Source organism: Nonomuraea sp. NPDC005692 (assembly GCF_040631115.1).
Taxonomy (GTDB): Bacteria; Actinomycetota; Actinomycetes; order Streptosporangiales; family Streptosporangiaceae; genus Nonomuraea.
The window spans coordinates 321485-347790 of record NZ_JBEXYU010000004.1 but is presented as its reverse complement, the minus strand read 5'-3'; the positions used below and the strand labels follow the sequence as shown (position 1 = coordinate 347790).

Annotated in this window: 20 protein-coding genes; 11 read left to right on the top strand and 9 right to left on the bottom strand. The window is 72.3% G+C overall.

The features are described from left to right. Window positions 1–74: 74 nt before the first annotated feature. The 5 genes from glk (at window position 75) to ABZ459_RS12185 (ending at window position 7183) form a co-directional block, all read left to right on the top strand. Window positions 75–1040, top strand: coding sequence for a glucokinase (gene glk / locus ABZ459_RS12205; RefSeq protein ID WP_357969279.1), 966 nt, complete (start codon window positions 75–77; stop codon window positions 1038–1040). Window positions 1041–1098: 58 nt separating this feature from the next. Next, window positions 1099–1713: a bifunctional 4-hydroxy-2-oxoglutarate aldolase/2-dehydro-3-deoxy-phosphogluconate aldolase gene (gene eda / locus ABZ459_RS12200; RefSeq protein WP_352351613.1), complete on the top strand. Its 615-nt coding sequence runs from the start codon at window positions 1099–1101 to the stop codon at window positions 1711–1713. A 770-nt stretch (window positions 1714–2483) separates the two neighbouring features. Next, window positions 2484–3266 (top strand): IclR family transcriptional regulator, encoded by a 783-nt coding sequence (locus ABZ459_RS12195; protein ID WP_357969276.1) that lies wholly within the window; start codon window positions 2484–2486, stop codon window positions 3264–3266. Window positions 3267–3613: 347 nt separating this feature from the next. Next, complete coding sequence (locus ABZ459_RS12190; RefSeq protein WP_357969274.1) at window positions 3614–4750, top strand: cytochrome P450; 1137 nt, start codon at window positions 3614–3616, stop codon at window positions 4748–4750. A gap of 120 nt (window positions 4751–4870) precedes the next feature. Then, the gene (locus tag ABZ459_RS12185; protein ID WP_357969271.1) at window positions 4871–7183 is read left to right on the top strand and encodes a protein kinase; all 2313 of its coding nucleotides are present in this window, start codon (window positions 4871–4873) and stop codon (window positions 7181–7183) included. A 416-nt stretch (window positions 7184–7599) separates the two neighbouring features. On the opposite strand, the gene ABZ459_RS12180 is transcribed toward ABZ459_RS12185, so the two are convergent. From ABZ459_RS12180 to ABZ459_RS12155, 6 genes are all read right to left on the bottom strand, one after another. Beyond that, on the bottom strand, window positions 7600–8505 hold the full coding sequence (locus ABZ459_RS12180) for a D-isomer specific 2-hydroxyacid dehydrogenase family protein (RefSeq protein WP_357969268.1): 906 nt from the start codon (window positions 8503–8505) through the stop codon (window positions 7600–7602). Next, window positions 8502–9239 (bottom strand): FCD domain-containing protein, encoded by a 738-nt coding sequence (locus tag ABZ459_RS12175; protein WP_357969265.1) that lies wholly within the window; start codon window positions 9237–9239, stop codon window positions 8502–8504. Before ABZ459_RS12175 ends, ABZ459_RS12180 begins: the two co-directional genes overlap by 4 nt. Beyond that, window positions 9236–9856 (bottom strand): bifunctional 4-hydroxy-2-oxoglutarate aldolase/2-dehydro-3-deoxy-phosphogluconate aldolase, encoded by a 621-nt coding sequence (locus ABZ459_RS12170; protein WP_357969262.1) that lies wholly within the window; start codon window positions 9854–9856, stop codon window positions 9236–9238. The genes ABZ459_RS12175 and ABZ459_RS12170 overlap by 4 nt, the downstream gene beginning before the upstream one ends. Before the next feature lie 792 nt (window positions 9857–10648). Further along, entirely contained in the window at window positions 10649–11563 is a 915-nt protein-coding gene (locus ABZ459_RS12165; protein ID WP_357969259.1) for a sugar kinase, read from the bottom strand. A gap of 73 nt (window positions 11564–11636) precedes the next feature. Continuing rightward, window positions 11637–12959, bottom strand: a complete 1323-nt coding sequence (locus ABZ459_RS12160) for an MFS transporter (RefSeq protein ID WP_357969258.1) — start codon at window positions 12957–12959, stop codon at window positions 11637–11639. Window positions 12960–13223: 264 nt separating this feature from the next. Continuing rightward, window positions 13224–13829 carry a TetR/AcrR family transcriptional regulator gene (locus ABZ459_RS12155; protein WP_357969255.1) on the bottom strand — a complete coding sequence of 202 codons (606 nt, stop codon included), beginning with the start codon at window positions 13827–13829 and terminating at the stop codon, window positions 13224–13226. A gap of 230 nt (window positions 13830–14059) precedes the next feature. On the opposite strand from ABZ459_RS12155, the gene ABZ459_RS12150 reads away from it, so the two are divergent. After that, a complete protein-coding gene (locus ABZ459_RS12150) occupies window positions 14060–15418 on the top strand; it encodes a sorbosone dehydrogenase family protein (RefSeq protein WP_357969252.1) in 1359 nt (452 codons plus the stop codon). Between the two features lie 42 nt (window positions 15419–15460). Here the strand turns inward: ABZ459_RS12150 and ABZ459_RS12145 are convergent, their stop codons facing one another. Continuing rightward, window positions 15461–19603 carry a tetratricopeptide repeat protein gene (locus ABZ459_RS12145; RefSeq protein ID WP_357969251.1) on the bottom strand — a complete coding sequence of 1381 codons (4143 nt, stop codon included), beginning with the start codon at window positions 19601–19603 and terminating at the stop codon, window positions 15461–15463. 604 nt (window positions 19604–20207) lie between these two features. Between ABZ459_RS12145 and ABZ459_RS12140 the strand changes: the two genes are divergently transcribed. The 5 genes from ABZ459_RS12140 to ABZ459_RS12120 all read left to right on the top strand — a co-directional run bounded on the left by ABZ459_RS12140 (window position 20208) and on the right by ABZ459_RS12120 (window position 24712). Next, the gene (locus tag ABZ459_RS12140; RefSeq protein WP_357969249.1) at window positions 20208–20702 is read left to right on the top strand and encodes a MauE/DoxX family redox-associated membrane protein; all 495 of its coding nucleotides are present in this window, start codon (window positions 20208–20210) and stop codon (window positions 20700–20702) included. Further along, window positions 20699–21229, top strand: a complete 531-nt coding sequence (locus ABZ459_RS12135) for a hypothetical protein (RefSeq protein ID WP_357969246.1) — start codon at window positions 20699–20701, stop codon at window positions 21227–21229. The genes ABZ459_RS12140 and ABZ459_RS12135 overlap by 4 nt, the downstream gene beginning before the upstream one ends. A gap of 476 nt (window positions 21230–21705) precedes the next feature. Next, entirely contained in the window at window positions 21706–23778 is a 2073-nt protein-coding gene (locus ABZ459_RS12130) for an ATP-binding cassette domain-containing protein (RefSeq protein ID WP_357969245.1), read from the top strand. Further along, window positions 23775–24506, top strand: a complete 732-nt coding sequence (locus tag ABZ459_RS12125; RefSeq protein WP_357969242.1) for a S26 family signal peptidase — start codon at window positions 23775–23777, stop codon at window positions 24504–24506. The genes ABZ459_RS12130 and ABZ459_RS12125 overlap by 4 nt, the downstream gene beginning before the upstream one ends. 26 nt (window positions 24507–24532) lie before the next feature. Continuing rightward, window positions 24533–24712 carry a hypothetical protein gene (locus ABZ459_RS12120; protein WP_357969241.1) on the top strand — a complete coding sequence of 60 codons (180 nt, stop codon included), beginning with the start codon at window positions 24533–24535 and terminating at the stop codon, window positions 24710–24712. 69 nt (window positions 24713–24781) lie between these two features. On the opposite strand, the gene ABZ459_RS12115 is transcribed toward ABZ459_RS12120, so the two are convergent. Continuing rightward, the gene (locus ABZ459_RS12115) at window positions 24782–25300 is read right to left on the bottom strand and encodes a signal peptidase II (protein ID WP_357969238.1); all 519 of its coding nucleotides are present in this window, start codon (window positions 25298–25300) and stop codon (window positions 24782–24784) included. A 122-nt stretch (window positions 25301–25422) separates the two neighbouring features. Next, window positions 25423–26301 carry a PfkB family carbohydrate kinase gene (locus tag ABZ459_RS12110; RefSeq protein WP_357969236.1) on the bottom strand — a complete coding sequence of 293 codons (879 nt, stop codon included), beginning with the start codon at window positions 26299–26301 and terminating at the stop codon, window positions 25423–25425. Between the last annotated feature and the right edge of the window lie 5 nt (window positions 26302–26306).

Below are 26306 nucleotides of genomic sequence, written 5' to 3'. Positions count from 1 at the left end.
GTCCTTGGCGTCCTTGGCGTCCTTCCGGTGACGGCGGGCGATCTTGGTCTCGCCGTGGGCATCGGAGGTGTGCGATGAGTGCCTTTGACCTTCCCTGGCTGGTCGCCGACATCGGGGGGACCAACGCCCGGTTCGGGCTGGTCACCTCGCCGCAGGCCCGGCCCACGAACGTCGCGGTGCTGGCCGGCTCCGCCTATCCCACCCTGCCCGACGCCGTCGACGCCTATCTCGCCGAGCACGCGGGCGGGGCGCGGCCGGGCGCGGCGTGCCTGGCGCTGGCCGGGCCGATCGACGGCGACCGCTATCGGCTGACGAACTCGGCGTGGGCCGGGTCCGTACGCGACCTGGGCATCCCGTACGCGGTGCTGCTCAACGACTTCGAGGCGCTGGCCGTGTCGCTGCCCCACCTGGAGGGCCCCGACCTGGTGTCCCTGGGCGGGCCCGAGCCGTCCCACGGCGTCAAGGCCGTGCTGGGTCCCGGGACCGGGCTCGGCGTCGGCGGGCTCGTGCCCACGGACCGGGGCTGGACGCCCGTCCCGGGCGAGGGCGGCCACGTCACGGTGCCGGTGATCGACCGGCGCGAGCTGGAGATCGTACGGGTGCTGCAGGCCGAGGGGCTGCCGCACGTCGTGGCCGAGCACCTGCTGTCCGGCCCCGGCCTGGTACGCCTGCACCGGGCACTGGCCAAGGTCAACGGCGTGACCGCGCCCGACCTGAACGCCTCCGACATCGTGGCCCGGCTCGACGACTCGCTCTGCGCCGAGACCGTCGAGGTGTTCTGCGAGATGCTGGGCAGCTTCGCCGGGAACGTGGCGCTCACCCTGGGCGCCCGGGGTGGGGTCTACCTGGGCGGCGGGGTGCTGCCCCGTATCGTGGAACGGGTGCGGACCAGCGGCTTCCGTGCCCGGTTCGTCGGCAACCCCGACATGCCCGGATACCTGGAGGCGATCGCCACCACGCTGATCGTCGCGCCCCAGCCGGCGCTCACCGGCGCGGCCGCCTGGCTGCGCGGGCGGGCCACCACCGAACTCGTGGGCTGAGGCCCACCCTGATCACCACTAGACGGCCGTGACCCCGGCCGATGAGGAGAAGACTCTGATGAGCTTGCTCGACCTCGCCCCCGTGATCCCCGTCGTGGTGATCGACGACGTGGCGACCGCCGTGCCGATGGCCGAGGCTCTCGTGGCGGGCGGGCTGCCCGTCATCGAGGTGACGCTGCGCACGCCGGCCGCGCTCGGAGCGATCGAGCGGATCGCCGCCGAGGTGCCGGGGGCCACGGTCGGCGCGGGCACGATCCGCACCACCGCCGACATCTCGGCGGCCGTGGCGGCCGGTTCCCGCTTCCTGGTCTCGCCGGGCACGACGTTGTCGCTGGTGGAGGCGCTGGAGTCCAGCGGTGTGCCGTACCTGCCGGGCGCGGCCACCGTCTCGGAGGTGATGGCGCTGGCCGAGCGCGGCATCAAGGAGCTGAAGTTCTTCCCGGCCGAGGCGGCGGGCGGCGTCGCGTACCTGAAGTCGCTGGCCGGGCCGCTGCCGGACGTACGTTTCTGCCCGACCGGCGGGATCCGGGCCGAGAGCGCCGCCGACTACCTGCGGCTGCCGAACGTGGGCTGCGTGGGGGGAAGCTGGCTCACCCCCGCCGACGCGCTGGCCGCGGGCGACTGGGCCCGCGTGGAGAAGCTCGCCGCCGCCGCGGCGGCCCTGCCCCGCTAGGCTCCAGGGCCGCCGACGCGGCCCTGTGCTTTCCTGCGTTCGTGTCCTCGTGCCGCGCCTTCCCGGGGGCGGGCGCGCGGACGCGGCAGTTCTCGTGGACGGCGGTCCCGGGCGGTGCCCACCGCCCGGACGCTCGCGACCGGCGGTCGGTCCCGCCGGTGAACCGGCAGTCCTGGTACGCGCCGTCCCCGCGCGCACGTGTGCTCGTCACGGACGACGGCGTCGGCGCGGCGTCGGCGCGGCGTCAGCGCGGCGTCAGCCGGCCAGGAACGCCTCCTGACCGCGCTGGACGCCCGCGCTGAACGCCGCGTTAGACGACCGCGTTCGACGGCTGCGTTGGACGGCCGGGCTGTCCCGGCGACGACGGCCAGTGAACCCGGCGTCCGCACAGGCTTCATGGACGGCCCGCCGGCCGCTCGCACCGTCCACCAGTCGGCGGTGTGCGCAGAGGCTCCAGCCGCTCCGGCGACGCTGCGTGGCCGGAGCGAACACGCGCATGGGCGCCGCCGCCGACGCGCGACCGCCGAGCGGCCGCCGATCGGTCGGCGATCCGTCGGCGAGCAGTCGGCGATCGGCCAGCGAGCGCATATGCCGCAAATCTGGACCTATATCCCAGAACCCCCGCTGAAGTGGCCCTTTCCGGGCCCCCGGAGATCATCAGCCTGCGCCGAACCCGGTATTCGGACGCGCGACGGCGGGGTAGGGCAAGGAATGCCAAGCCGTAGCCCCGGGAAGCCCCATCCGCTCCTCGGAGAGCGAAAGGGAGCACCATGCCGCTGGAAACGGCCCGTCAGGAACACCTCACGCGTCCGGTGACGCCGATCGGAAGCCTGGAGCGGGGCATCGACATCCTCCTCGCGCTGAGCGCCGCGCCCCGGCCGGTCAGCCTGGCCCAGCTCAGCCGGAGCACGGGCCTGCCCAAGTCGACGGCCCACCGGATCCTGGGCGTGTTGTGCGCGCGCGAGCTGGCCCGGCGGGTGCGCACCGGCTATCTGCCCGGCCGGCAGCTGGAGACGATGGCCGGCATCGCCCGCAACCGGATCCCCGGGTCGCGGCGGGTGGTGCTGCCGTACCTGCTCTGCCTGCAGGAGACCACCCGCCAGACGGTCAACCTGGCCGTGCCCGCCGGCCTGGAGGCTCGCTACGTCGAGCGCCTGTACGGCCACGACCGCGTCCGGTCCCGCTCCGACGGTACCGACCTCGCGCCGCTGCACTGCACGGCGACCGGCAAGGCGCTGCTGGCCTTCGACACCGGGCTGCGCGAAGAGGTGCTCGGGCAGGGCGGCTTCGAACGGCTGACCAGCCGCACGATCACCGGCGTGGCCACGCTGGAGCGCGAACTGGCCCAGGTCCGCCGGTACGGCGTGGCCTATGCCCAGGAGGAGTACACCGAGGGCGTGTCGTGCGTGGCCGCGCCGGTGTTCGGACCGGGCGGCGGCGTGTGCATGTCGGTGGGGGTAGCGGCGCCGGGCCCGTCCGCACCGCTGGCCCGGCTGGGCCTCACCGTACGCGGCGCGGCCCAAGCGATCTCGGCCGCGCTGGTGGTGGCCTGAGGTGTTCCGGCTCCTGGAACGCTCCACAGGGCACGGCCCGAAAACGTTCCGCCCAGCGAGACCCCCGCTTGCGCGCCCGGCGGACGGGCGATCGCATGACCCCATGAACTTCCTTCCCGTTCCGGCCACCGAGGAGGCGCCCGCGGCCTACCAAGGTCAGGCCCGGACGCCCCCCGGCACGCGAGCGCCGGCGGGAGACAGGGAGGCACGGACAACCCCAGGCACGCGGGCGCCGGCCGAGCACGCCGAGGCCCGGACGACCCCGGGCACGCGAGCGCCGACCGGGAATGGGCGGGCACGGACGATCCCGGGCACGCGGGCGCCGGCCGGGAACGCGGAGGCCACGCGTGCCTAGAGGCCTGCACAGGGCCACCGTGCTGGAGAGCCTGCGCCTGGCCGGCGCCCTCCTGCCGCCGGGCACGCCGCACGCGACGGCCGGCCTCGACCTGCTGCGCTCCCGTGCTCTGCTGACCGGCCTGCACGTGCGGTACGGCGGCCGTCCCGTGCTCGTCCGCGGCCCGCGCCGCACGGCGCTGGTGGTGCTGTCCCAGCGGGACGCCGAACGCGTGTTGTCGGAGCCCGCCTTCGCCCCCACCGTGCGCGAACGGGCCGCCGGCCTGCCCTACGACGTGCTGCGGCCGGCGTTCGCGGAGGTGGCCCGGCAGGAGGCGACGGCGCTGACGGACGGCGTGATCGACTACGCCCGGCTGGAGTCGTGCTGGCAGCGGGTGGCACGGCGATGCGTCTACGGCGCGGGCGCGGCCGGCGACGAGGAGCTGAGCGCCCTGCTCGCCCAGGTCAGACGGGCGGGCAGGGGGCGGGCCAGACGCCGTCAGGAGATCCTGTCCGGCCGCTACGACGCCCGCATCCTCGACCACCTGCGCCGCGCCGAGCCCGGCACCCTCGCCGGCCTGCTCGCCGAGACCAGCGGCCCGGAGGCGCGCGGCCTGCGGCAGGCGGCGTTCTGGCTGCTCGGCTTCAGCGTGACCGCCGCCAGCCTCATGCGCACCCTCGCGCTGCTGGCCACCTACCCCGTCCAGCGCAAGTGCGCCCGCGCCGACCCCGACTACCTGCGCGCCTGCCTGCGCGAGGGCCTGCGTCTGTGGCCGCCGGTCCCGGCCCTGTCCCGCCTCACCACCGAGGAGACCGACTGGTACGGCGTCCCGGTGCCGACCGGCACCCACGTGATCCTCCCGTTCGCCACCCACCAGCGCAGCCCCCGCCTGCACTACGCCGACTCCTTCGCCCCCGAGATCTGGCTCGACGGCACCGCCGCCGGCGAATGGTGGGCCCTGCCGCGCTGCGACGGCGTGCACCTGATGCTCGGCGTCGGCACGGCCTTCCTGGGCGGGATCCTGGCCTCGGCCCGCCCCAAGGCATCCGGCCGGCCGCTGTCTCCGCACCGCCTGCTGCCCCAGACGCTGAACGCCGCCCGCCTGCGGGTGACGATGCGCCCGCTGAAGCGGCGTCCAGGCCAGAGCTGACCGGGCTTCGTCGCCACCGGGCCGCGGCTTCTCCGTTAGAGTCTGGGGTGGAAAAAGGCGTACCGGCGGAAGAAACGGTTCGGTTTGCGACGGGATGACGACGGCGAGAGGACGGCGACCGTGGGGCGCTCGGCAGGCACTCCGCTGAAGCCTGAGGATCCGCCGGCGATCGGCCCCTACGAGCTGTTGAGCCGTCTCGGCTCGGGCGGCATGGGCACCGTCTACCTCGCCAGGGGCGCCGACGGGGTCAAGGTGGCACTCAAGGCCATCAGGCGTGACTTCACGGCCGACCCGGTCTACCGGGCGCGTTTCCACGAAGAGGTGTCCAACGCGCGCAAGGTGGCCTCGTTCTGCACCGCGCGGGTGCTCGACCACGGCGAGGACCGCGGAGTGCTCTACCTGGTCACCGAGTACATCGACGGCATCTCGCTGGAAGACCAGCTGATCGAGCACGGCGCGCTGCCGCCGTCGGTGCTGCACTCGGCGGCCGTGGGCGTGGCGGCGGCACTGACCGCCATCCACGCCGCGGGGCTCGTCCACCGCGACCTCAAGCCGGCCAACGTCATGCTGACGCTGGCCGGGCCGCGGGTGATCGACTTCGGCCTGGCGCGCTCCACGCACGTCGACTCCCGGCACACGAACGCCGGCATGGTGATGGGCACGCCCGGATGGATCGCTCCCGAGCAGGTCTTCGAGGGGCGCACCAGCCCGGCCGGCGACGTGTTCGCCTGGGGCTCGCTGATCGCGTACGCGGGGCTCGGCGGGCATCCGTTCGGCGAGGGGGACGCGTACGTGATGGCCGCGCGGGCCCGTACCGCGCCGCCGGACCTGCGCGGCCTGCCCGCCCCCCTGGACCGGCTGGTCGCCGCGGCCATCCACCCCGACCCCGCGCGCCGGCCCGCGGCCAAGCAGCTCCTGCTGGAACTGGTGGGCGCGGCCGACGAGCCCGCGGCCCAACTGGCAGCCACCGAACACCTGACGAACGCATGGGACGCCTCGGAGTTCCGCCCCCTCGGCCACACTCCCCCACCCGCCGAACGCACCGGCCCCCCACACCTGCCCCCACCCGCCGAACGCACGGGCCCCCCGCCCCTACCTTCACCAGCGGAACACACGGGCTCGCCACACCTGCTTCCCCCTGCGGAGCGCACGGGGCCCCGCCCTCCGATGCCCTCCCCGTCGGGCTCTCGCCCCCCGATGCCACCTTCCAGCGACCGGACGGGGTCCCGCTCCCCCATGCCCCCCGCGGCTGAACGCACGGGATCCCCCGTTCCGATGCCACCCCCGGCTGAACGCACGGAATCCCACCCTCCGGCGCCCCCCGCAGCCGAACGCACGGGGGCGGGCGCCGCGATGCCGCCTTCCGCCGAGCGCACGGGCCCGCGTCCGCCGCACATGCCCTCCCCAGCCGAACGCACCGGCCCCCGCCCGCCCATGCTCACCCCGGCAGACCACCCCGGGCCAAACACACCGCAGACCCCGCCCGCGGCCGACCCCGCGGCGCCACACGCCGCCCAGATGCCACCCGCAACCGAGCACACCGGCATGCGTCCGCCGCACATGCCCTCCCCAGCCGAACGCACCGGCCCCCGCCCGCCCATGCCTGCCGCCGCGGAGCACATGGACCAGCGGCCACACATGCCCTCCGGCCCGGAGCACATGGGGCACCGGCCCCCGATGCCTTCGGGCATGGAGCACCCCGGGCAGCAGTCCCCCATGCCGTCGCCCGCCGAGCGCACCGGACCGCGTCCGCCGCAGATGCCCTCCCCGGCCGAGCGCACGGGCCCCCGGCCGCCCATGCCCGCCCCCACGGAGCACCCGGGGCCTCGCGCGCCCCAGATGCCGCCCCCCGTGGACCGGACCGGGAACATCCCGCTCCCCCATCACCAGGCCACCGGCCAGGGACCGCTACCGCCGCACACCACGGGCCAGGGACCGCTGCCCGGGTACGCGCCTCCGCGCCGCAAGCGCGGCGTGTTCACCGGCTGCATGACCGCGCTGGTGATCGTGATCGTCCTGTTCGTGGTGGTCCTGGCCACCCTGGCCTGGATCTTCCGCTCCCCCGCCATAGGCGAGGAAGGCCCGGTACAGGACGGAAAGCTGAAGTTCGCGGTAACCGGCACAAAGTGCCCCCAACCCGCGAAGTCCGCCTCCCGTCGCACCTGCCAGGTCACGGTGAAGGTGAACAACGTCGGCCCCGACGCCCGAGTCCTCTACCCCGGCCAGCAGAAGCTGATCGACGAGGACGAGACCCTGCACGGCGGCAGCAAGCTCCTGGACAAGAGCGGCACCGAGATCACCCCGGTCCGTATCGCCCCCGGCCAGTCCTTCACCGGCACGCTGGTGTTCGACCTGCCGAAAAGCGCCGAGCCGGCGGGCCTCGAGGTACACGATTCAGGCCTGAGCGCCGGAGCCCGAGTAGCCCTGAGCTGACCAACAACGCAAACCCGAGCACCAAAACCCAAACAACCCCGGGCCAACCCAGGCGGCCCAGACCTAAGCACCGAAGCCCAAATAGCCCTGGGCAAACCCAGCGGCTCAAACCTGGGCGCCGGAGCCCAAGCAACCCTGGGCCAACCCAGCGGCTCAAACCTAAGCGCCGAAGCCCGAGCAACCCTGGGCTAAGCAAGAACCAATCCTCAGACCCCAGCAAACCGGCCCCCTCTGCACCGCCACGCATCACCACCCCGCACCGACCACCCGCCCCACGCCAAGCCCTCTCCACCGGGCCTTGGTCCATCGACGACGTAATGGCGGCGTCAGTCGAAGGGCAGGACTCCGGACAAGACGGCACGACGCGCGACAAGGGCACTGCCCCCGTTTCCGATGATGCCCAGAGCCCTGCCCCCTCAGAACCCCTGCTCCGGCGACACCACCCCTTCCATCGGGGCGCCGTCGGCGAAGTGGCGCACGTTCGCGGCCACGCGGTCGGCCAGGCCACGCCAGTAGGACGACGGCGGATTCGCCGTATGCGGCGTGATCAGTACGTTCTCCATGTGCCACAACGGGTGCCCGGACGGCAGCGGCTCCGGATCGGTGACGTCCAGCGCGGCACCACCGATCCGCCCCTCTTGTAGCGCCGTCACCAGGTCGTCGGTCACGACTAGCGCGCCCCGGGCGATGTTGACCAGCCAGGCGTCCGTACGCATGAGCTCAAGCTCGGGAACACCGATCATGCCCTTGGTGCTCGGCGTGGTCGCAGCGGCGAGGACGACGTACGCGGCCTCCGGCAACGCCTCCCGATAACGGGCACGGGGCAGGATTCGGTGCGCACCGGGCGCCCGGCCGCTGTCAGTGACCGCGATCACCGGACAGCCGAACGGCTCCAGCATCCTGATGAGCGCACGCCCGATGCCCCCGCAGCCGATGATCGCAACCGTCGAGCCGGCGAACTCCCTCGACTCGTTCCTCCCCCACTCGGTGGCTCTGGCCAGCCGGGGCAGATTGCGGGCCGCGCCCAGCATGAGTGCGAGCGCGTGTTCGGCGACGGGCACGCCGTAGGAGCCGGTGGCGGCGGTGAAGACGGGCTCCTCAGTGATCACTCCGGCCTCGGCGTACCGCTCGACGCCCGCCGCGGGCAGCTGCACCCACCGGATGCCGTCATGGATCATGGACCGCAGTTCCTCGGGGCCGCCGCGCCCGCAGTAGACGATCGCCTCGGCGTCCTCCAGCGGCACGACGCTGCCGCCCGACCGCCGTACGGCGTCGACCAACACGGACACCGGCTCAGGGCCGACGTGGACGGCGACGCTCATCGGGGAACCTCCGTGACGTGCTCTCGGGTGTCTGCCAGGATCTGCTCGACCTCGGCGCGGGCCCGTTCGACAATGTCTGCGGCGGCCTGCGCCGCCTCGGTCGCCCGCCCGGCGGCAACCGCTTCGGCGATCTCGTGGTGGAGTCCGATGGCGGCCGTCTCCAGGCGTTCGGGCAGGAGCAGCAGCTCGCGCCTGGCTTCGAGCAGCACCTCGGTCACCTCGGCGAGCTGGGCGAACATGCCGTTGCCCGACGCGGTCAGCAGCACCCGGTGGAAAGCGGCGTCTGCCCTGACGTAGGCCTGGCTGTCACCCTCGCGAGCGGCGGCGTCCATGGCACGGGCGTGGGTGGCGAGCTCGTCCTGCATGCGGGGGTCGGGCCTGGACGCGGCCAGCGCGGCGGCGGCAGGCTCGACCGCGGCGCGCAGCTCGGCCAGCTCACGCAGCTGCGCCTCACGCCCCGGCGAGGCCAGCCGCCAGCGGATCACCTGGGGATCATAAAGGTTCCAGGCGCTCATCGGCCGTACGGTGACCCCGACACGAGGACGGCTGGTGACCACGCGCTTCGACTCCAGTACGCGGACGGCCTCGCGCGCGACGGTCCGGGAAACCCCGTACCGCTCCTGGACGTCCTCCAGGCGCAGCACCTGCCCCGCACGGATCTCCCCGCCCGCCAGCGACCTGCCGACCGCGTCGAGCACCTGCCCGTGCAGGCCCCGTAGCGTCTCCACGCTCATCGGGCCCTCGCCAGCCCGGCCAGCAGCGCCGCGACGCGTTCCCCCGCGGCACCAGGGCCGCCCGAAGTCAGCGCCGAGCCCATGCCGCAGGCCACGGCGCCGGCCGCGATCCACTCCGGCGCATCGTCCACGGTCACGCCGCCGGTGGGGATCGCGGGCGCCTGAGGAAGGGCAGCCCGCACGTCCCGCAGCCAGGACGGCGAAACACCCGACGCCGGAAAGATCTTGACCGCGTCCGCCCCCTCTTCCAGGGCACGAACGATCTCGGTCGGGGTCGCCACGCCCGGGAAGACCGGCACGCCGTAGCGGTGCCCGGCGCGGATCACCTCAGGCTGCAGGCTGGGCGAGACCAGGAAGCGCGCGCCGGCCTCCACGGCGGCCCTGGCGGCGGCCGGGTCGAGGACGGTCCCCGCTCCGACCAGCGCGTCGGGCCGCTGCTCGGTGAGCCTTGCCACGGCGCTGAGGGCACGGGGCGTGGTGAGCGCGACCTCGACGGCACGCAATCCGGCATCCAGCACGGCCTCGGCCGACGTCAGCGCCGCCTCGGGCGTGGCCGCTCTGACGATGCCGAACACGCGTTGCTCCGTGACAGCCTGGACGATCTCCCAGCGGTACATGACTTCCTTCCTTCGGTTTCCTCGCCGGCGAACGGCTACGGCGAGCCGCCCTCAGTGGTGACGCAAGATCCCCGCCGGCCCCGGCCAACGCCCCGCCCGCATCCCCACGAACCGTCTTCGCCCCGAGCTCGTCAGCTCATGCACGGACTCACCTCTCGCATGCTCGCCTCAGCCCTGAACTCGTCACCTCACGGACGGACCGTCTCGCGCATGCCCGCCTCAGCCTTGAACTCATCGCCCCACAGACGAACCGTTTCTCGCATGCCCACCTTCAGGCGAACCGCCTCCGCCGCACTTGCCGGTCTGCCGTCGGAATGTCTTTCAATCGCGTCAACCTGGAACAGGTCCCTTCGCCCGAGGCTCGCGTCCCTCGGTGGCCGCTTTCCGCATGCACGCTCTTCGAACCAACAGCCCTCCACCTGCTCCCTGCCTCCGGCATACCGTCTTCGGCATACCGTCTTCGGATCCCCCGTTCATCAAGGCGCCGACATGGCGGCCTTCCCCCTATCCGGACAAACCCTCCAGCAGACTCGCGATTCACGTTCGCTCGTCCGCGACGGGCTCTTACGGCGCGAGAGGCCAGTTGGCGCCGGCCCTCGTCGCCGCGCCCATCATCAGCAGGCCGGCATCAGCGTCACGAACCTCCGGCGGCGACGGATTCGAGCTTCGTACCGGACCGTCTTCGACAGGCTCGCGCTTGGTAGCAAACGACTTCGATGAATCAGTGATCAACAGCGGCTGCGCTTCGGCGATTGCACTCTTGGCGGGGAAGAATCTCAGCTGGTTCGCGGACTATCGATGGACCGTTTCGGCGTGCCCGGTGAAGGCGGCCAAGGCGCGGTCCAGGCCCGGCCGGTCCGGAAGGCCGTCGGTGTCGGCGGCGCACTGGACGACGAGTGCCGCGACCGCCGCCGCCTCACGCAGGCACACCTCGTACGACTCGCCGCGCAACATCCCCGACAGGAACCCGGCGGCGAAGCCGTCCCCCGCTCCCACGGGATCGGCCACCGGCACCGTGAACGCCTCCTGCCGCAGGCCCGCGCACGTGGCGGACTTGTCCCGGTGCTTGACCACGGTGAGGCCGGGCAGCGCCGCCGGGTCGACGTGGAGCAGGTCAAGTTCGTCCTCGCCGGCCAGCACAACGTCCGCCCTGGTCAGGAGCGGCGCCACCCGCTCGCGCCACGCCGCGGGCTCGCCCAGCTTGTATCGGATGTTCGGGTCGATGGAGACGAGCGCTCCGGCCTGCCCGGCCAGTTCCAGCAGCCGCAGGGTCGCCAGGTGCGCGGAATCCGACAACATCGGAGTGATGCCCGTGACGTGGACGATCTTCGCACCGCTCACCGTCTCCGGCGTCAGCTCTTCCGGCCTCAGCCTGGACGCGGCGGCTCCGGAACGGTAGTACTGCACGTCGATGGCCCGGAAGGGATGACTGTCGCGGACCAGCAGACCGGTCGGCGCACCAGGGTCGATGATCGCGTGCCGGGTGTCGACGCCCTCGGCTCGGAGCATGGACAGGACCGCCCGACCCGCCGGGTCCGCGCCGACCCGCCCGAGCCAGCGCACGTCATGGCCCAGCCTGGCAAGCCCCGCGGCCACGTTCGACTCCGCGCCCGCGATGGAGCGACGGAAGACCGTGGCACGCTCCAACGGGATGCCGGGCTCGGCCAGCATCAGGAGCATGGCCTCACCGCACACTACGACGCTCATGACTCGCCCATCTCCCGTCGTTCTGGATCCGTCAACGGTGCTATCACGTCATGAATGACAAGAGAAGGACCGATCAGGTCGTCTTGTAGGCGGAAGGCTGGGAGATGTCGATCCTGGATCGGTCGGGCAGAGCCAGCACGGCGGCGAACCCGACCACCGCACCGACGATCATGAAGATGGCTATCGCCTGCCAGCCGTAGTCGTGCAGCAACCATGTCGCGATCAGCGGCGCCGGGCCGCCGGCGATGATCGAGGCGAGCTGATAGCCGAGACCCGCACCGCCGTACCTGAGGCTGGTCGGAAAGCTCTCGGCGATGAGCGAGGCCTGCGGGCCGTACTCCATGGCGTGCTGGATCTGCGTGATCATGATCGTGAGGAAGACCACCAGCACGACGCCGGTGTTGAGCAGCACGAAGTACGGGAACGCCACCACCGCCAGCAACGCTGCGCCGGTCGCGTAGACGAGCCGGCGGCCGACACGGTCGCTCAGGTGCCCGAAGAACGGGATCGCGACCAGCTCCACCGCCGCCGCGCACGTCACCGCTGACAACGCGACCGTTCGGGACAGGCCGAGCTGCTGGGTCACGTACGTGATGGCGAACGTCGTGTAGAGGTAGAACGGCATCTGCTCCGACACCCGCAGCAACGCGCTGAGCACCACCTCCTTCGGATGCCTGCGCAGCACCTCGACAACCGGGAGCCTGGCCACCTGCCCCCGCTCCAGCACCCGCGCGAACATCGGGGTCTCCAGCACCTTCAGCCGCACCCACAGCCCGACCGCCACCAGCACCAAGCTGGCCAGGAACGGGACCCGCCAACCCCAGTCCTTGAAGGTGTCGCCCGTCGTGGCGGCCAGCAGCGACATCGCGCCGGTGCCGAGGATCAGCCCGATGGGCACGCCCGCCTGCGGCCAGCTCGCCATGAGCCCACGCCTGCGCTGGTCGCCCCACTCCATCGACAGCAGCACCGACCCGCTCCACTCGCCGCCCACCGCGATGCCCTGCAGGACGCGCAGGACCACCAGGATGATCGGCGCGGCGATGCCGATGCTGTCGGTGCCCGGCAGCACGCCGATGAGGGCACTGGCCACGCCCATCGTCAGCAGGGTGACGATGAGGGTCGCCTTCCTGCCGATGCGGTCGCCCCAATGCCCGAAGATCGCCGCCCCCACGGGCCGGGCCGCGAAGCCCACGGCGTTGGTCGCGAAGGCCGCGAGCGTGCCCGCGTACGGCGTTGACTTCGGGAAGAAGACCTCGGCGAAGACCACCGCGGCGGCCGTGTTGTAGAGAAAGAAGTCGTACCACTCGATGGCGGTGCCGACCACGCTGGCCGTCGCGGCCTTGCGCACCTGGGCTCTGTGTCCGGCGGTCGTTAATCCGTTGCTGCTCTCGGTCACGCTGCACCTCGAAGGCGTTCCTGGGCCGCGTCCGCGCCAACGGCTGCCTTACCCCTCGCCCGCGACTCGAACCGCCTTCGACCTCCTCCCCCAGCGGGAAACCTCCGGTCATGGCCACGCCTCCCCCCATCGGGACGCCCCCTTCCCCTCCCTGGCTCCACGCGGCTGGCTGCGGAGCCGAGCAGAACTCTAACACTCGTTAACTTGCCCTGCTACCGGGTTCACTGGGCGGCCACATCGCGCGAGGGCATGCCCCAAGGGCAGTCAAGCTGGGGATTCGCCTTCATGGCTCGGGTCGGGCAACCCGGCGAGGACGGCGTCGAGCGCGAATTTGAAGTGTTCGACCTGATCGGCCCGCAGCCGGGCGGCCTCGACCGCGTGATAGTGCGGATACCTGTCGGCCGGCAGCTCGGTCCAGTCCCTTGCGGCGGCCTCGTGCAGGACGAGATGCCCGACGCACACGCGCAGCACCGCCCCCTTCACGTGATCCGCCTGGTCAGGAGGGAAGCCCGCATCCAAGAGGATCCCGAAGATGGCCTCGTGGAGGCTCATCACGGGCGCGCGTCGGGCGTACGTGGTGATGGACCAGACGGAGGCTCTGGGATGTTCCAGCGACTGCCTGACCATCGAAGCCATGAGCCCGCGCAGCTGATCCTTCCATCCCCCTTCACGGGGAGCCTGAGAGACGATCTTGCTGCACACCTCGTCCACGATGGCCTCCAGCAGCGACTCGCGTCCGTCGAAGTAGTGATAGATCGCCGTCGCCGTCACATCGAGACGTTTGGCCAGCTTACGCATGCTGATCCCGTGGGCGCCGTCCGCCTCGAGGACCTCCAGGCCGGCTTCCAGGATCTTGTGACGGGTGAGCATCAGAATTGACCTCGCGCTTAACACATGTTAGAAATCTAACGGCCGTTAACTCCGGACAGCTTATCCGAGGGGAGAGGATCCTTGGCTGCCGTTCTTACGTGCCGTCCAGTCATCCATCAACGATCAGCCGCCCACGGGGAGACACACCTGTGTCCACGACCTCCGAAGTGACAGCGCCGGTGACGGCCTCGCGCCGCCCAAGACGCCGGACCCTGCTCCGAGCCCTGCTTGTGCTGCTCCTGCTCATGGTCCTCGCGGTGGCCGGCGCGGCCTACGCGGTGAACCGGGGCGGAGTCCCACAGACAGCCGCCCACCTGGGCTCCGAGCCCGAGCTCGGGGAGCGCGAGACGTTCCCCATCCCGAAGGTCAACGCCCCCGACGTGGTCGGCTGGCCCTCCGGCAGAGCGCCGAAGGCACCGGCCGGGTTCACGGTCACCCGGTTCGCGGGCGAGCTGGAGCATCCCCGCTGGCTCTACGAGTTGCCCAACGGCGACGTGCTCGTGGCCGAGTCGGCCACCCTGCCCAAAGACCCGGAGTCCCCGATCATGGGGCTGTTCTCCTGGCTGCGCCGCAACGACGGCTCGACCACCGAACGCAGCGCCAACCGGATCACGCTGCTGCGCGACACCGACGGCGACGGCGTGGCCGACTTCCGCAGCGTGTTCCTGGAGAACCTCAACCAGCCGTTCGGGATGGCGCTGCTCGCCGCGTCCGCGCCGTACACGCTCGGCCCGGCGGCTCCGAACGGTACCCAGGCGGCCTTCTACGTCGCGGGCACGGACGGCGTCTGGCGCTTTCCGTACAAGCTGGGTGAAACCCGTGTCACCGCCCCCGGGAAGAAGATCCTCGACCTGCCGGCCGGCGGCTACAACAACCACTGGACCCGTAACCTTGTCGCGGCCCCTGACGGTACCAAGCTCTACGTCACGGTCGGCTCGTCCAGTAACGCGGGCGAACATGGCCTGGAGGCCGAGCGACGGCGCGCCGCCATCCTGGAGATCAACCCTGACGGCAGCGGCGAGCGCATTTTCGCCTCCGGCCTCAGAAACCCCAATGGCCTGGCTCTCGAACCGCAGTCCAGAACACTCTGGACAGTTGTCAACGAACGCGACCTCCTGGGCGACGACGCCGCACCTGATTACCTCACACGCGTACGCCCAGGTGACTTCTACGGCTGGCCGTGGAGCTATTGGGGGAAGCACGTGGACGAGCGGGTCCAGCCACCGCGTCCCGAGATGGTGGCTCGTGCTCTCCGCCCCGACTACGCCCTCGGCGCTCACACGGCTCCCCTCGGTCTGGCCTTCTCCGAGAGCCCCACGTTCCCCGAGGCCTACCGCGGCGGCGCCTTCATCACCGAACACGGCTCCTGGAACCGCGGCGATCCGGTCGGCTACAAGGTCGTGTACGTCCCCTTCAAGAACGGCATGCCCAGCGCCAAGCCCCAGGACTTCCTGACCGGCTTCAAGCCGGCCCCGGACGAGAGCACCACGTACGGCCGACCGGTCGGCGTGATCACGGGCAAGAACGGCCGCCTACTGGTCGCGGACGACGCAGGAAACACGATCTGGCACATCACGCCCCGACCATGACTCCGGGTCAGGCCAGATCGGAAGGCAGAAGGGGCGGTGGGTTCAGGTCGAAGGGAGGAGAGCGCGTTGCCAGCACTTCGCTGTGAGGCCGAGTTCCGTGAAGAGCTCCGCCGCTCTGCGCGCGTCGCCGGCGTCTTCGCTGATGCTGGCCCGCAGGGACAACGCCAGGCCCTCGTGCAGGCGATACCCGGCGGCGCGGGCCAGCGCCAGGGCCAGCCCGGCGTGGCGGAGCGCCGGTTCGCGCGCGCCGCGAAGGCTCTCTCCGGCGGCGAGGCCGAGCAACGCCTTCGTCTCCGGGTAGCGATTGCCCGCCGTCCTGGCCAGCTCCAGCGCCCGCAGGTGGTGGTCGAGCGCGGCGTCCACGTCGCCGAGCGCGAGGTGGACGAGGCCGAGGGTGTGCAAGGTGTCCGCGACGAGCCTGCGGTGTCCGGTCTGGTGGGAGGCGTCGAGTGCCGTGACGGCCAGCTTGAGCGCTTGGTCGAGGTTGCCGTCGTCACGTTCGACCGCGGCCAGGTTGCGCAGTGTGTCGGCCTCGTTGCCACGGTTGCCCACCTCCCGGTGCAGGTCCAGCGCGGACAGGAGGGTGTCACGGGCCTCGGGCAGCCGGTCCAGGCCGTGCAGGACCTCGCCCATGATGGCCAGACCGTTCGCCTCGCTGGCCCGGTGCTCCAACTCGCGGCACAGCGCCAGCGAGCGGTGCAGGCTGGTCTCGGCGTCGTGGAGGCGTCCCATCTCCAGGTAGAGGCAGCCGAGGTTGCCCAGGTTGACGGCCTGGGCGGGGGTGTGGGCGATGGCCTCGTTCAGCATGAGGGCGCGTTCGAGGTGGGCGACGGCCTCGCGCAGCATGCCCAGGTCGGCGTACGTGGCGCCGGCGTTGCACAGGGCCGCGGTGAGCGCCTCGTGCCAGCTGGTCTCCTCCGCCAGGCGCATGGCCTCCGCGTAGTGGTCGAGCGCCTGCTGCTGGCGCCCCTGGAAGCCGTTCAGCCCGGCCAGGCTGAGCAGCAGCGCGACCTGCGCCCGCAGCTCGCCCGCCGCTCTGGCTGCCGCCAGGCCGGTGTTGCCCATCGTGCGCCACTCCGCCACCTGGTGGCGCATGAAGAAGTAGCCGCGCAGGGTGTCGGCGATGAGCCAGGCCGCCTCGTACGGGCCGTGCTCGGCGGTGTGGGTCACCGTGGCGAGCAGGTTGGGCAGTTCGGCGTCGAGCCAGCCGGACGCGGCGGCGTGGTCAGGGAAGCGCTCGGCGGCGGGCGCGACGGGCAACCGCAGGAACTGCGGGTAGAGCGTGCGTGCCGCGGCGTCCGCCTGGTCGAGGTAGTGGCGGTGCAGGCGGAGCAACTCGGCGTGCTCGTCGCGCGCATACTCGGCGGCGCACAGTCTCAGCAGGTCGTGCTGGGCGAACCGGCCTGGTACGTACTCCTCCAACAGGCTCGCCGCGCGCAGGACGGCCGCCAGCGCCTCGGCCTCCTCCTCGGTGGTCGCCAGGAGCGCGGCCATGGCGGGGACGGTGATGTCAGGGCCGGGGATCAGGCCGAGAAGCCGGAACAGGCGTTGCGCGGCAGGCGGGAGTGCGGCGTAGGAGAAGTGGAACGCGGTCCGCACAGCCGATTCGACGTCGCCGGGGATCTGGAGCGCGTCCAGCCGGTTGCCCGCGCGCAAGCGCTGCACGTACCGGGCTATGGGACCGGCGAGCGGGTGCGCATCAGGCGGAGCGAGGGGTCGAGCAGTGGGTTCGGCATTGCGCTCAGCGGTGGGTCGGGCATCGGGCTCGGCGTTCGGCCCGGTGTAGGGATCGGCGTTGGGCTGGGCGTGAAGCTCGGCGTGGGGTCCGACCCTGGGCTGAGCGTGTGGCTGAGTGCTGGGGCCGACGTTGGACTGAGCGTGTGGCTGGGCGCCGGGTCCGGCGTTGGGCTGGCTATGGGGTCGGTGGGTGGGCCGTGCGGTCTGCCTGAGGGCGGTGTGGGTGGCGAGCGTGCTGAGGAGGTTGGCGGCGGCGATGCGCAGGGCGAGCGGGAGGTGGGCACACAGGGACGCCAGCTCGGACACCGCTTGAGGCTCGGCCCTGACCTGGGGGCGTCCGAGCAGACGGCCCAGCAGGTCGCGGCACTCCCCCTCGGTGAGCGCCGGCAGCGGGAGCACCCGGGCGCCGTCGAGCGCGACCAGGCCGGCCAGGGTGTCCCTGCTCGTGATGAGCGTGGCCGGGCCCGCTCCGCCGGGCAGCAGCGGGCGCACCTGACGGGAGTCCGAGGCGTTGTCCAGCACGACCAGCACCCGTTTGCCCGCCAGCATCGTGCGGTAGAGGGCGGCGGCCTCGTCAGGGTCTCCGGGGACCTGCTCGGGCGGCACGCCGAGCGCGTGCAGGAAGCGGGCGAGCGCGTCGAGGGGGCCGAGCGGATGCGCGGCGGCGTATCCACGCAGGTTGACGTAGAGCTGGCCGTCGGGGAACCGGTCGCGGGCGCGGTGCGCCCAGTGCACGGCCAGCGCCGTCTTGCCGACGCCCGCCGTACCGGTGAGGACGGCGACCATGGACGTCTCGTCCCGCCCTTCGAGGAGCCTGTCCAGGCGGCGCAGCGCGGTGGCACGGCCGGTGAAGGCCGCCACGGCGGCGGGCAGTTGTGCGGGTACGGTCACCACTCGTTCCGGCGACCGTCCTGCCGGCACCTCGGGCGGGCGGGTGAGGATGCGCTCGCGCGCTCTGCGAAGGTCGTCCCCCGGCTCCACGTCCAGTTCCTCGGCCAGCCTGGCCCGTATCTCCCCGTACAGGCGAAGGGCCGCGGCTTGCTCGCCCTGCTCGGCCAGCGCGGTCATCAGCCTGGCGGCAAGCCCCTCGTGCAGTGGCTCGTCGTGCACCACCCGCCACAGGGCGGCCACCACCTCCGGCCCAGCGCTGGGGGCGGCATCGGCATAGGCCAGTGCCGCGGCGACCCGCTTCCTGGCGGCGGCGACAGCGACGGGGTGTTCACGCAGACGACTGGGAGAACCGGCCAGCACGGGGCCGCGCCAGCATGCGAGCGCCGCGGCGAGCACGGCGTCCCACGGCGGGATCCGCCGGTCGGCTCCGATGGGAGCGCCGTCGCCACGACGGCGAGCGGTCAGCGCCTCGGGGGTGGTGCTGTTCGGGGAGTCTGGGAGGCGGGCGGTCAACGCTTCCAAGGTCGCCAGGTCCAAGGACGCGCCTGGAAGCGCACCGGCGCGAGCGATCAAGGCCTGCAATGTCGCCGAATCCGAAGGTGTACCCGGCAATGCACCGACACGAGCCGCCAATGCCTGTAAAGCCGCCAGATCCGATGAGGCATTGGTGAGCGCGTCGAAGCGTGCGGTGAGCGCGTCCGTGGTGGCAGGGTCCGGCGACGAGGTGGGGTGAGGGGGCAGGCTTAGCGGCCCCTGGGTGGCAAGGTCTGGAGCGGTGTCGGGCAGCACATCTGGCCCGGCGGTCAACGCCTCCCACGTTGCGGGATCCGGGGAGGCGGCGGGAAATCCAGCGGTGCGGGGCTGCAATGGCTCCCCGGCGGTGAGGGCCGAGGAGGTCGCGGGGAGGGCATCGGGATGGAGGGTTAGCGCCTCCAAGGCGGCGAAGTTCAGAGCGGCACCGCGGTGGGCGGTCAGCGCCTGCAAGGTGGCGACGTCCAGAGCGGCGCCGGGGCGGGTGGTCAGTGCTTCGAAGGTGGTCAGGTCGAGGGAGGAGGTGGGGAGCGCGAGGAGGTAGCCGGCGGGCGTCCGCTGGATCGCCTCCTTGCCCAGCGCCGCGCGCAGCCGGGTCGCGTACACGTGGATGAGGTTGTCGTACGTGCGCGGCGGCCGGTCCTCCCACAGGATGTCCACGATCTCGTCGACCGTGACCGGCCGCCCGGCGTGCAGCGCCAGAAGGCCGAGCAGGGCCCGGGGCATGGCCGCGCCCACGTCCAGTTCGATGCCGCCGCGGCGGACGGAGAGCGGGCCGAGCACGCCGATCCACGGTGGCCGCGGCGCAGCGCGTTCGAAGGCGGCCAGCAGGTCGGCCCGGTCGGGATCCGTCAGAGGCAGGACGGCGACCAGGCGTTCCAGGGAGGCGCGTTGTGGGCGGCTGACGTGTCCGCGTTCGATGTCGCGCAGGGTGCGCACGGCGATCCCGGCGCGGGCGGCCAGTTCGCGCTGGCTCAATCCCGCCGCCACCCGCCTGCGCCGGAGTGCCTCACCGCCCGAGCTCATATGGATCCCGCCGCGATTCCTGCCGTAGTGCCCACCGCGGTACCTGTTGCGACTCCTGCTCTGGCTCTCAGCGTGGCTCCTGCCGTAGTACCCACTGCGGAACCTGTTGCGACTCCTGCTCTGGCTCTCAGCGTGGCTCCTGCCATGGTCCCCGCTTCGGATTCCATCTTGGTTCTCGACGGGGCTCCTGCCGTGGTCCCCACCTGGGTTCTCACCGTGGTAACTACCTGGGTTCTCATCGTGGTCCCCCCTTGGTCCATGCCGTGATTCCCGCCGTGGTTCCTACCGTTGATTCCCATTGCGGTCTCCGCCTTGGTCCCCACTTCAGTCCCCACTGCGGTCCCCGCGTTGGTCCCCACCCCAGTCCCCACTGCGGTCTCATGTAGGTCACCAGTCCGGTCCCCGCCGTGATTCCCACTGCGGTCCCCTCCGTGGTTGCCGCCCTGGTTCCTGTCGTGGTGCCCGCCGTGCTCTCACCGCCATACCTGCCGCGATTTCTGCCGGTTGCCTGCCGCAGGCGCCCCGAGTGCCTGGTGGACATATTGGCAAATAGTTAAGAAGCTTGCCAGTAAATCCGAGGTGCCGGTTTTCTACGGTTCGGCGCATGGACGTTCTCGCCGTCGGATGTGGCGTCGCCCTGGTCGTGGTGTTCGGCGCCGCGGTCGTGGGCAAGGCGCGCGACCTGCCTGCCTTCGCGCGGTCACTGGAGGGGAGCCGGCTCGTCGGCCGGCGGTGGCGGGCGTGGGTCGCGGGTGGGGTGGTGGTGGTCGAGTCGGCGGTCGTCGTCCTGCTGGTGGCTCCGGGGACGACCTGGTACGGGTTCGCCCTGGCGACGGCGGTGAGCGCGATCCTCACGGGGGCCGTCGCGCTCACGGTGGCCCGGCGTACGCCTGCACCCTGCCTCTGCTTCGGAGGCCCGCCGCGCGACCTTGAGCCGGTGCACCTCGTCAGGAATGCGCTGCTCACCGGCGTGAGCGTCCTCGGGCTTGCCACCGGCGCGCCGCCGGAGATGGAGCAGAGCGTCGTCGCGGGGCTCGCCGGAGCCGTCGCAGCACTGTTGCTCATCAAGATCGACGATCTCAGGAGCGTGTTCCGATGACGTACTTGATCATCTTCGTCACCGTGCTGAGTGTGCTGAACCTTCTGCTGCTGTTGGCGCTCGTCGTCCGACTACGCGGCGGCGGCGACGCCCACGGCGCTGGGCCCGCGCCGGGACGGATCCCCCTGCCGGTGCTCCCGCCCGGGGCAGTGCCCTCGTCGTTCGCGGCCACGACGCAGGAGGGCGAGGTCGTGGACGCCGCCGGCGTGCGCCTGGTCGGTTTCTTCAGCCCCGCGTGTTCGCTGTGCGGCGAGCGCCTGCCTGACCTCCTGGACTACGTACGCCGGGGCCGGTTCCGCAGGGACGAGGTGCTCGCGGTGCTCATCGGCGCGCCCGGCGAGGTCGAGGAGCTGGCCGCCAGGCTCCGGCCAGCGGCCAGGGTGGTGGTCGAGGAGGAGGCGGAGGGACCGGTGTGGCGCGCGTTCGGGTTGCGCGGTCTGCCTGCCTTCTACCTTCTGGACGACCGTGGCGTGATCACCGGTTCGGGTACCGAGCCCGCCGCCCTGCCCACCGCGGAGCCGGTGTGAGCCCGAGCGACGGCAGCCTTGGGCGGCCGGAGACGCGGCCGGAGGCACAGTCAGAGGCAAGACCCGAGCCTGCGGCGGAGACACAGCCGGGGCCCGGGGCGGCGCCGGAGCTCGGGCCGAGGTCAGGGGCCGGGGCAACGCCAGGAGGCGGGGCGAGGCCGAGGCCCGGGTCGAGATCACGGTCAGACGCGAGGTTGGTGGCAGGGCGGAGGTCAGAAGGCGGGGCAACGCCCGGTACCGGGGCGGCGCCGGAGCTCGGGGCGAAGTCAAGGTCAAGCGCGAGGTCGGGGTCAGGGGCGGAGGCAGGGGCGAGGTCGGGGTCAGGGGCCGGGACGAGGGCGGAGGCAGGGGCGAGGTCGGGGTCAGGGGCCGGGACGAGGGCGGAGGCAGGGGCGAGGTCGGGGTCTGGGTCAGGGGCGGGGGCGGAGGCGAGGCCGGGGTGGGGGACGGGGTTGGGGGTGCTTGGGGAGGCGGTGGTGGTGGCTTGGGAGGCGGGTCGGTGGTACGTCCTGCTGCAGGCTGTGCTGACCGCGGCGACGGGCATTGCGCCGGTGCTCACCGCATGGTGCACCAAGCTCGTCCTGGACGAGGTGGCTGGGCGGGCGACGACGATGGCGGGGTTGGCTCCGTACGTCGCCGCGCTGCTGGTGCTGGCCGCGGTCGCCGGGACGGGGCCGTACGTGACGGGTTTCGCTGAGGCCGAGTTCGAGCGGCGGGTCGGGCTGCTCGTCCGCGACCGGCTCTACACGGCCGTGAACGCGCTGCCCGGTCTCGCCCGGCTGGAGGATCCCGCGTTCCAGGACCGGCTGCACCTGGCCGAGCGGGCCGGCAGTTCGGGCCCCGGCCGGGTGGTGACCAGCGCGCTCGGGCTGGCGCAGGCCGGGATCATGACGGCGGGGTTCCTGGTCACGCTGGTCGGGGTGAGCCCGGCTGTCGCGGTCCTCGTCGCCGTCGCGGCGCTGCCGTTGCTCCGCGTGCACCTGCGGCTGGGACGGGAGCAGGCCAAGGTCATGCGGAGCACGGGGCACGGGCAGCGCCGGGAGATGTTCTTCGCCCGGCTGCTGAGCATGCCGCATGCGGCCAAGGAGATCCGCCTGTTCGGGCTCGGGGACTTCTTCCGCGAACGGATGCTGACCGAGCTGAGGGCGGTCGACGCCGAGCGGCGGCGGATGGCGGTCCGGCAGCTTCGGGGGCAGAGCGGGCAGGCGCTGCTGGCCGCTGCCATCTGGGGGGCGGGGCTGGTGTGGATCGTGGCGGAGGCGGTCGCCGGGCGGGCGTCGGTGGGCGATCTGTCGGTGTTCGTCGCGGCGGTGGCGGGCACGCAGGGTGGGCTGGCGGCCGGCGTGCGCAACCTCGCCGCCGCGCACGAGGCGCTGCTGCTCTTCGGTCACTACCGGGCGGTGCTGAACACCGTCCCCGACCTGACGCCCCCGACCGGGGCACCGCGCGGCCTGACGCGGCAGCGGCAGCGGCCGACGTCTCGAGAGCGAGAGCGAGAGGGCGAGGGCGAGGGCGAGCCGGAGCAGGGCATCACAGTGCGGGAGCGGAAGCAGGGCGTCAGGGTGGGGCTGCGGGAGCGGGGCGTCACGGTGCCGAAGCCTGAGCCGAAGCCGGGGCCAAAGCGGGGGCCGGAGCGGAGCGACACGGCGCCGGAGCGCGACATTACGGGGCGGGAGCGGGGCGAGACGGTGCCGGAGCCTGAGCCGAAGCGGGGGCCGGAGCGGAGCGACACGGGGCGGGAGCGGGGTGACGTGGTGCCGGAGTTTGAGCTGGAGCGGGGCGTTGTGGTGCGAGGGGTGTGGTTTCGGTACGGGGCCGATCAGCCGTGGGTGTTGCGCGGTGTCGATCTCGACATCCCCGCCGGACGGTCGCTGGCGCTGGTCGGGCTCAACGGGGCGGGCAAGTCCACGCTGGTCAAGCTGCTGTGCCGGTTCTACGACCCCGAGCGCGGCGCGATCTTCTGGGACGGCGTCGACCTGCGTGAGCTCGACCCGGCCGCGCTGCGCGAACGCCTCGGCGCGGTGTTCCAGGACTTCGCCGCCTACGACCTCAGCGCGGCCGAGAACATCGCGGTCGGTGACCTGCGGGCCGGGCGGGGGCGGGTCGAGGCGGCGGCCGTGCGCGCGGGCGCCGACGCGATGGTGCGGGCGCTGCCACGCGGCTACGACACGCTGCTCACCAGGATGTTCTCCGACGACGAGCAGTCCGGTGTCACCCTGTCGGGCGGGCAGTGGCAGCGGATCGCGCTGGCCAGGGGGCTGCTGCGAGACCGTCCCGAGCTGATGATCCTGGACGAGCCGAACGCCGGTCTCGACCCCGCCGCCGAGCACGAGGTGCACACCGTCCTGCGCGAGCACCGCGCGGGACGGACGACGCTGCTGATCTCCCACCGGCTGAGCACGGTACGCGACGCCGACACGATCGCCGTGCTGGCCGACGGGCAGGTCGTCGAGCGCGGCACTCACGAGGAGCTGCTGCGGGCGGGCGGCCGGTACGCCGAGCTGTTCGCGACCCAGGCCCGCGGCTACGCGCCGGCAGGCGTCCGGTGATCGCCGCGCTGACCACCCAGGCCGCTGCTCCGGTGGCGACGGTCCTCAACGCCCTGCCCACGGTGGCGATCCTCAACGCCGTGGCCATGGCGACGATCCTCAACGCCCTGCCCATGGCGACGATCCTCAACGCCCTGCCCATGGCGACGATCCTCAACGCCCTGCCCATGGCGACGATCCTCCACGCCATGCCCATGGCGGCGATCCTCAACGCCGAGCCGATGGCGACGGCCGTTCACGCCATGGCGGCTGTGCCCGGGGGCGCCGTGATCGGAGTCGTCAACGCCGTCGTGGCCATCGTCGGGGGCGTCGTCGTGGCCGGGGGTGTGCTGGTGCTCTTGTTGCGGGTGCGCTTTCTCGCGGTGACCGTGCGCGGGCGGAGCATGGAGCCCACGCTGTGGCACGGCGACCGGGTGCTGGTGCGCCGGTCCTCCCTGGACGGGGTGCGTCCGGGGCGGCTTGTGGTGGTGGCTGCGGAGCCGGGCGCGTCCTGGCTGGTGAAGCGGGCGGTGGCGGTGCCGGGGGATCCGGTGCCGCGGGCCGAGGTGCCCGCGCTGGCGACCCGGCCGGAGCACGTCGTCCCGCCCGGACAGCTGGTCGTGCTCGGTGACAACCGGCCGATCAGCCTCGATTCCCGCAGGTTCGGCTACGTGCCCGCCCGGCAGCTGCTGGGCGTGGTCGTGGGCCACCTGCCGAAGACTCCGCGCCGGCGTCCCGCCGGGCGGTGAGGAAAGGTGAGGAAAGGACAACTGTCATGGTCAAGCTCGCGGAGCGGGTGCTCGCCCGTGTCCTCCCCCGGACGACCGCCGACGCCGGTTGCACGTACCAGACCTGGTGCGACCACTGCGGCGGCAGCTACTACAAGCGGATCTTCTTCTGGTCCGACTGCACGGTGACCTACACCGCCTGCAACAACCCCTGCCCCTGGAACTGACCCGCACCGGAGACCGGGCGGCGGCCCACCGCCGCCCGGCCTCAGGCAGGTCCGATCAAGCAGGGCCGATCAAGCACGGTCCTCTGCCGAAGACGCCGAGGACGCCGAGGACGCCGAGGGCAGGCGTTCCTCGCCGGGAGCGTCCCCCAGCTGAATCCCGCGGACGCTGAGCAGGAACAGCAGCGCGCACCCGCCGGTCAGGGCGATGTCGGCGACGTTGCCGACGAACAGCCCGCCGTAGTCGATGAAGTCCACCACATGCCCCTGGGCGAACGCCGGCGGGCGGAAGAGGCGGTCGAGCAGGTGGGAGGTGGCCCCGCCGAGCAGCGCGCCCAGCACCACACCCCAGGCCGGCGACCGCAGCCGCCGGGACGTGTACAGGATGCCGGCGACCGCCCCGGCGGCGGCCAGGGTGAACACCCAGGTCACGCCCTCTCCCAGGGAGAACGCGGCGCCGGGGTTGAGCAGCAGCCGCAACGAGAGCAGCCGCGGGATCACCGTGATCTCCGCGCCGCCGGACAACGCCGACATCGCCCAGAACTTGGACGCCTGATCGACCAGGAGCACCACCACGGCCAGCACGATCATCCATGCGCGAGGCCGCCCTCCTCGGCTGGTCTCCTGGGGGCCGCGTTCGTCCGACACTCTTGCCTCACAATCCATGGCTTCTCGGCTCGAATCTACCGAATCTTCGGCGCGGCCACGCTCGCTCAGAGCTGGGACGCCCTGCTGAGCAGCAGATTCTCGGTGATCGGGGATTCGTGGGTGCCCTCGACCGTGCACGCGTGCGCGCCGGCGACCGCGCCCAGTCGGACGCACTCGAGGATCGGGCGGCCGTTCAGGAGGCCGTACAGGAAGCCGGAGACGAAGGCGTCGCCCGCGCCGTTGCTGTCGGCCACCGGGCCGGGCAGGGGCGCGGCGGGAAAGGCGCGTACGGTGGCCGAGTCGCGGGTCAGGACGAGGCAGCCGTCCGCGCCCCGCGTGCAGACGACCGTGTGGGCGCGCCCCCTGGCCAGGATGTCGCGCATCGTGGCCGCCGGGTCGGCCAGGGCGGTGGCCGACAGGAACACCAGGTCGGAGCCGTAGGCGAAGTCCTTCTGGTAGTCGGCGACGCCGTCCCAGTCGTGCAGGTCGGTGGAGATGGGGACGCCGTCGAGGTCGGGATAGACGTGCCGGCAGAAGTCCATGATCGAGACGTGCGCGTGCCTGGGTCGCGGACCGGCGTACAGCTCGCGGGGCAGCCGCTCCCCCGGCGTGACCTTGGGATCGTGCAGGGAGGTGCGCCGCCCGTCGGGGCCGACGAGCAGCACGCTGCGCCGGGTGCCCGCCTGCGCCACTCCCCACCTGCAGTCGATGTCGCGCAGGGCGTGCCGGATCAGCGCGCCCTGCGGGTCGTCGCCGACGAGGTCGGCGAACGCGACGCCGAGCCCCAGCGCGTGGCAGCCGAGGGCGACCCCGGCCCCGGTGTTCCCGACGCGGTCGACGACGGGCGGCACGTGGTAGGTGTCCTGGTAGGGCAGAGGCAGCGCGGGCACGTAGACAGTGGTGTCCACCCCGGCCCCGCCGAGGACCAGCACGTCAGGCGTCATCGGTC

Excerpts from the sequence above, each read along its gene's own strand:
- ABZ459_RS12165 (WP_357969259.1), bottom strand. The coding sequence starts at position 11,563 with ATGAGCGTCGTAGTGTGCGGTGAGGCCATGCTCCTGATGCTGGCCGAG.
- ABZ459_RS12140 (WP_357969249.1), top strand. The coding sequence starts at position 20,208 with ATGGACGTTCTCGCCGTCGGATGTGGCGTCGCCCTGGTCGTGGTGTTC.
- ABZ459_RS12135 (WP_357969246.1), top strand. The coding sequence starts at position 20,699 with ATGACGTACTTGATCATCTTCGTCACCGTGCTGAGTGTGCTGAACCTT.
- ABZ459_RS12155 (WP_357969255.1), bottom strand. The coding sequence starts at position 13,829 with ATGCTCACCCGTCACAAGATCCTGGAAGCCGGCCTGGAGGTCCTCGAG.
- ABZ459_RS12175 (WP_357969265.1), bottom strand. The coding sequence starts at position 9,239 with ATGAGCGTGGAGACGCTACGGGGCCTGCACGGGCAGGTGCTCGACGCG.
- ABZ459_RS12195 (WP_357969276.1), top strand. The coding sequence starts at position 2,484 with ATGCCGCTGGAAACGGCCCGTCAGGAACACCTCACGCGTCCGGTGACG.
- glk (WP_357969279.1), top strand. The coding sequence starts at position 75 with ATGAGTGCCTTTGACCTTCCCTGGCTGGTCGCCGACATCGGGGGGACC.
- ABZ459_RS12110 (WP_357969236.1), bottom strand. The coding sequence starts at position 26,301 with ATGACGCCTGACGTGCTGGTCCTCGGCGGGGCCGGGGTGGACACCACT.
- ABZ459_RS12170 (WP_357969262.1), bottom strand. The coding sequence starts at position 9,856 with ATGTACCGCTGGGAGATCGTCCAGGCTGTCACGGAGCAACGCGTGTTC.
- ABZ459_RS12115 (WP_357969238.1), bottom strand. The coding sequence starts at position 25,300 with ATGATCGTGCTGGCCGTGGTGGTGCTCCTGGTCGATCAGGCGTCCAAG.
- ABZ459_RS12180 (WP_357969268.1), bottom strand. The coding sequence starts at position 8,505 with ATGAGCGTCGCCGTCCACGTCGGCCCTGAGCCGGTGTCCGTGTTGGTC.
- ABZ459_RS12145 (WP_357969251.1), bottom strand. The coding sequence starts at position 19,603 with ATGAGCTCGGGCGGTGAGGCACTCCGGCGCAGGCGGGTGGCGGCGGGA.
- eda (WP_352351613.1), top strand. The coding sequence starts at position 1,099 with ATGAGCTTGCTCGACCTCGCCCCCGTGATCCCCGTCGTGGTGATCGAC.
- ABZ459_RS12120 (WP_357969241.1), top strand. The coding sequence starts at position 24,533 with ATGGTCAAGCTCGCGGAGCGGGTGCTCGCCCGTGTCCTCCCCCGGACG.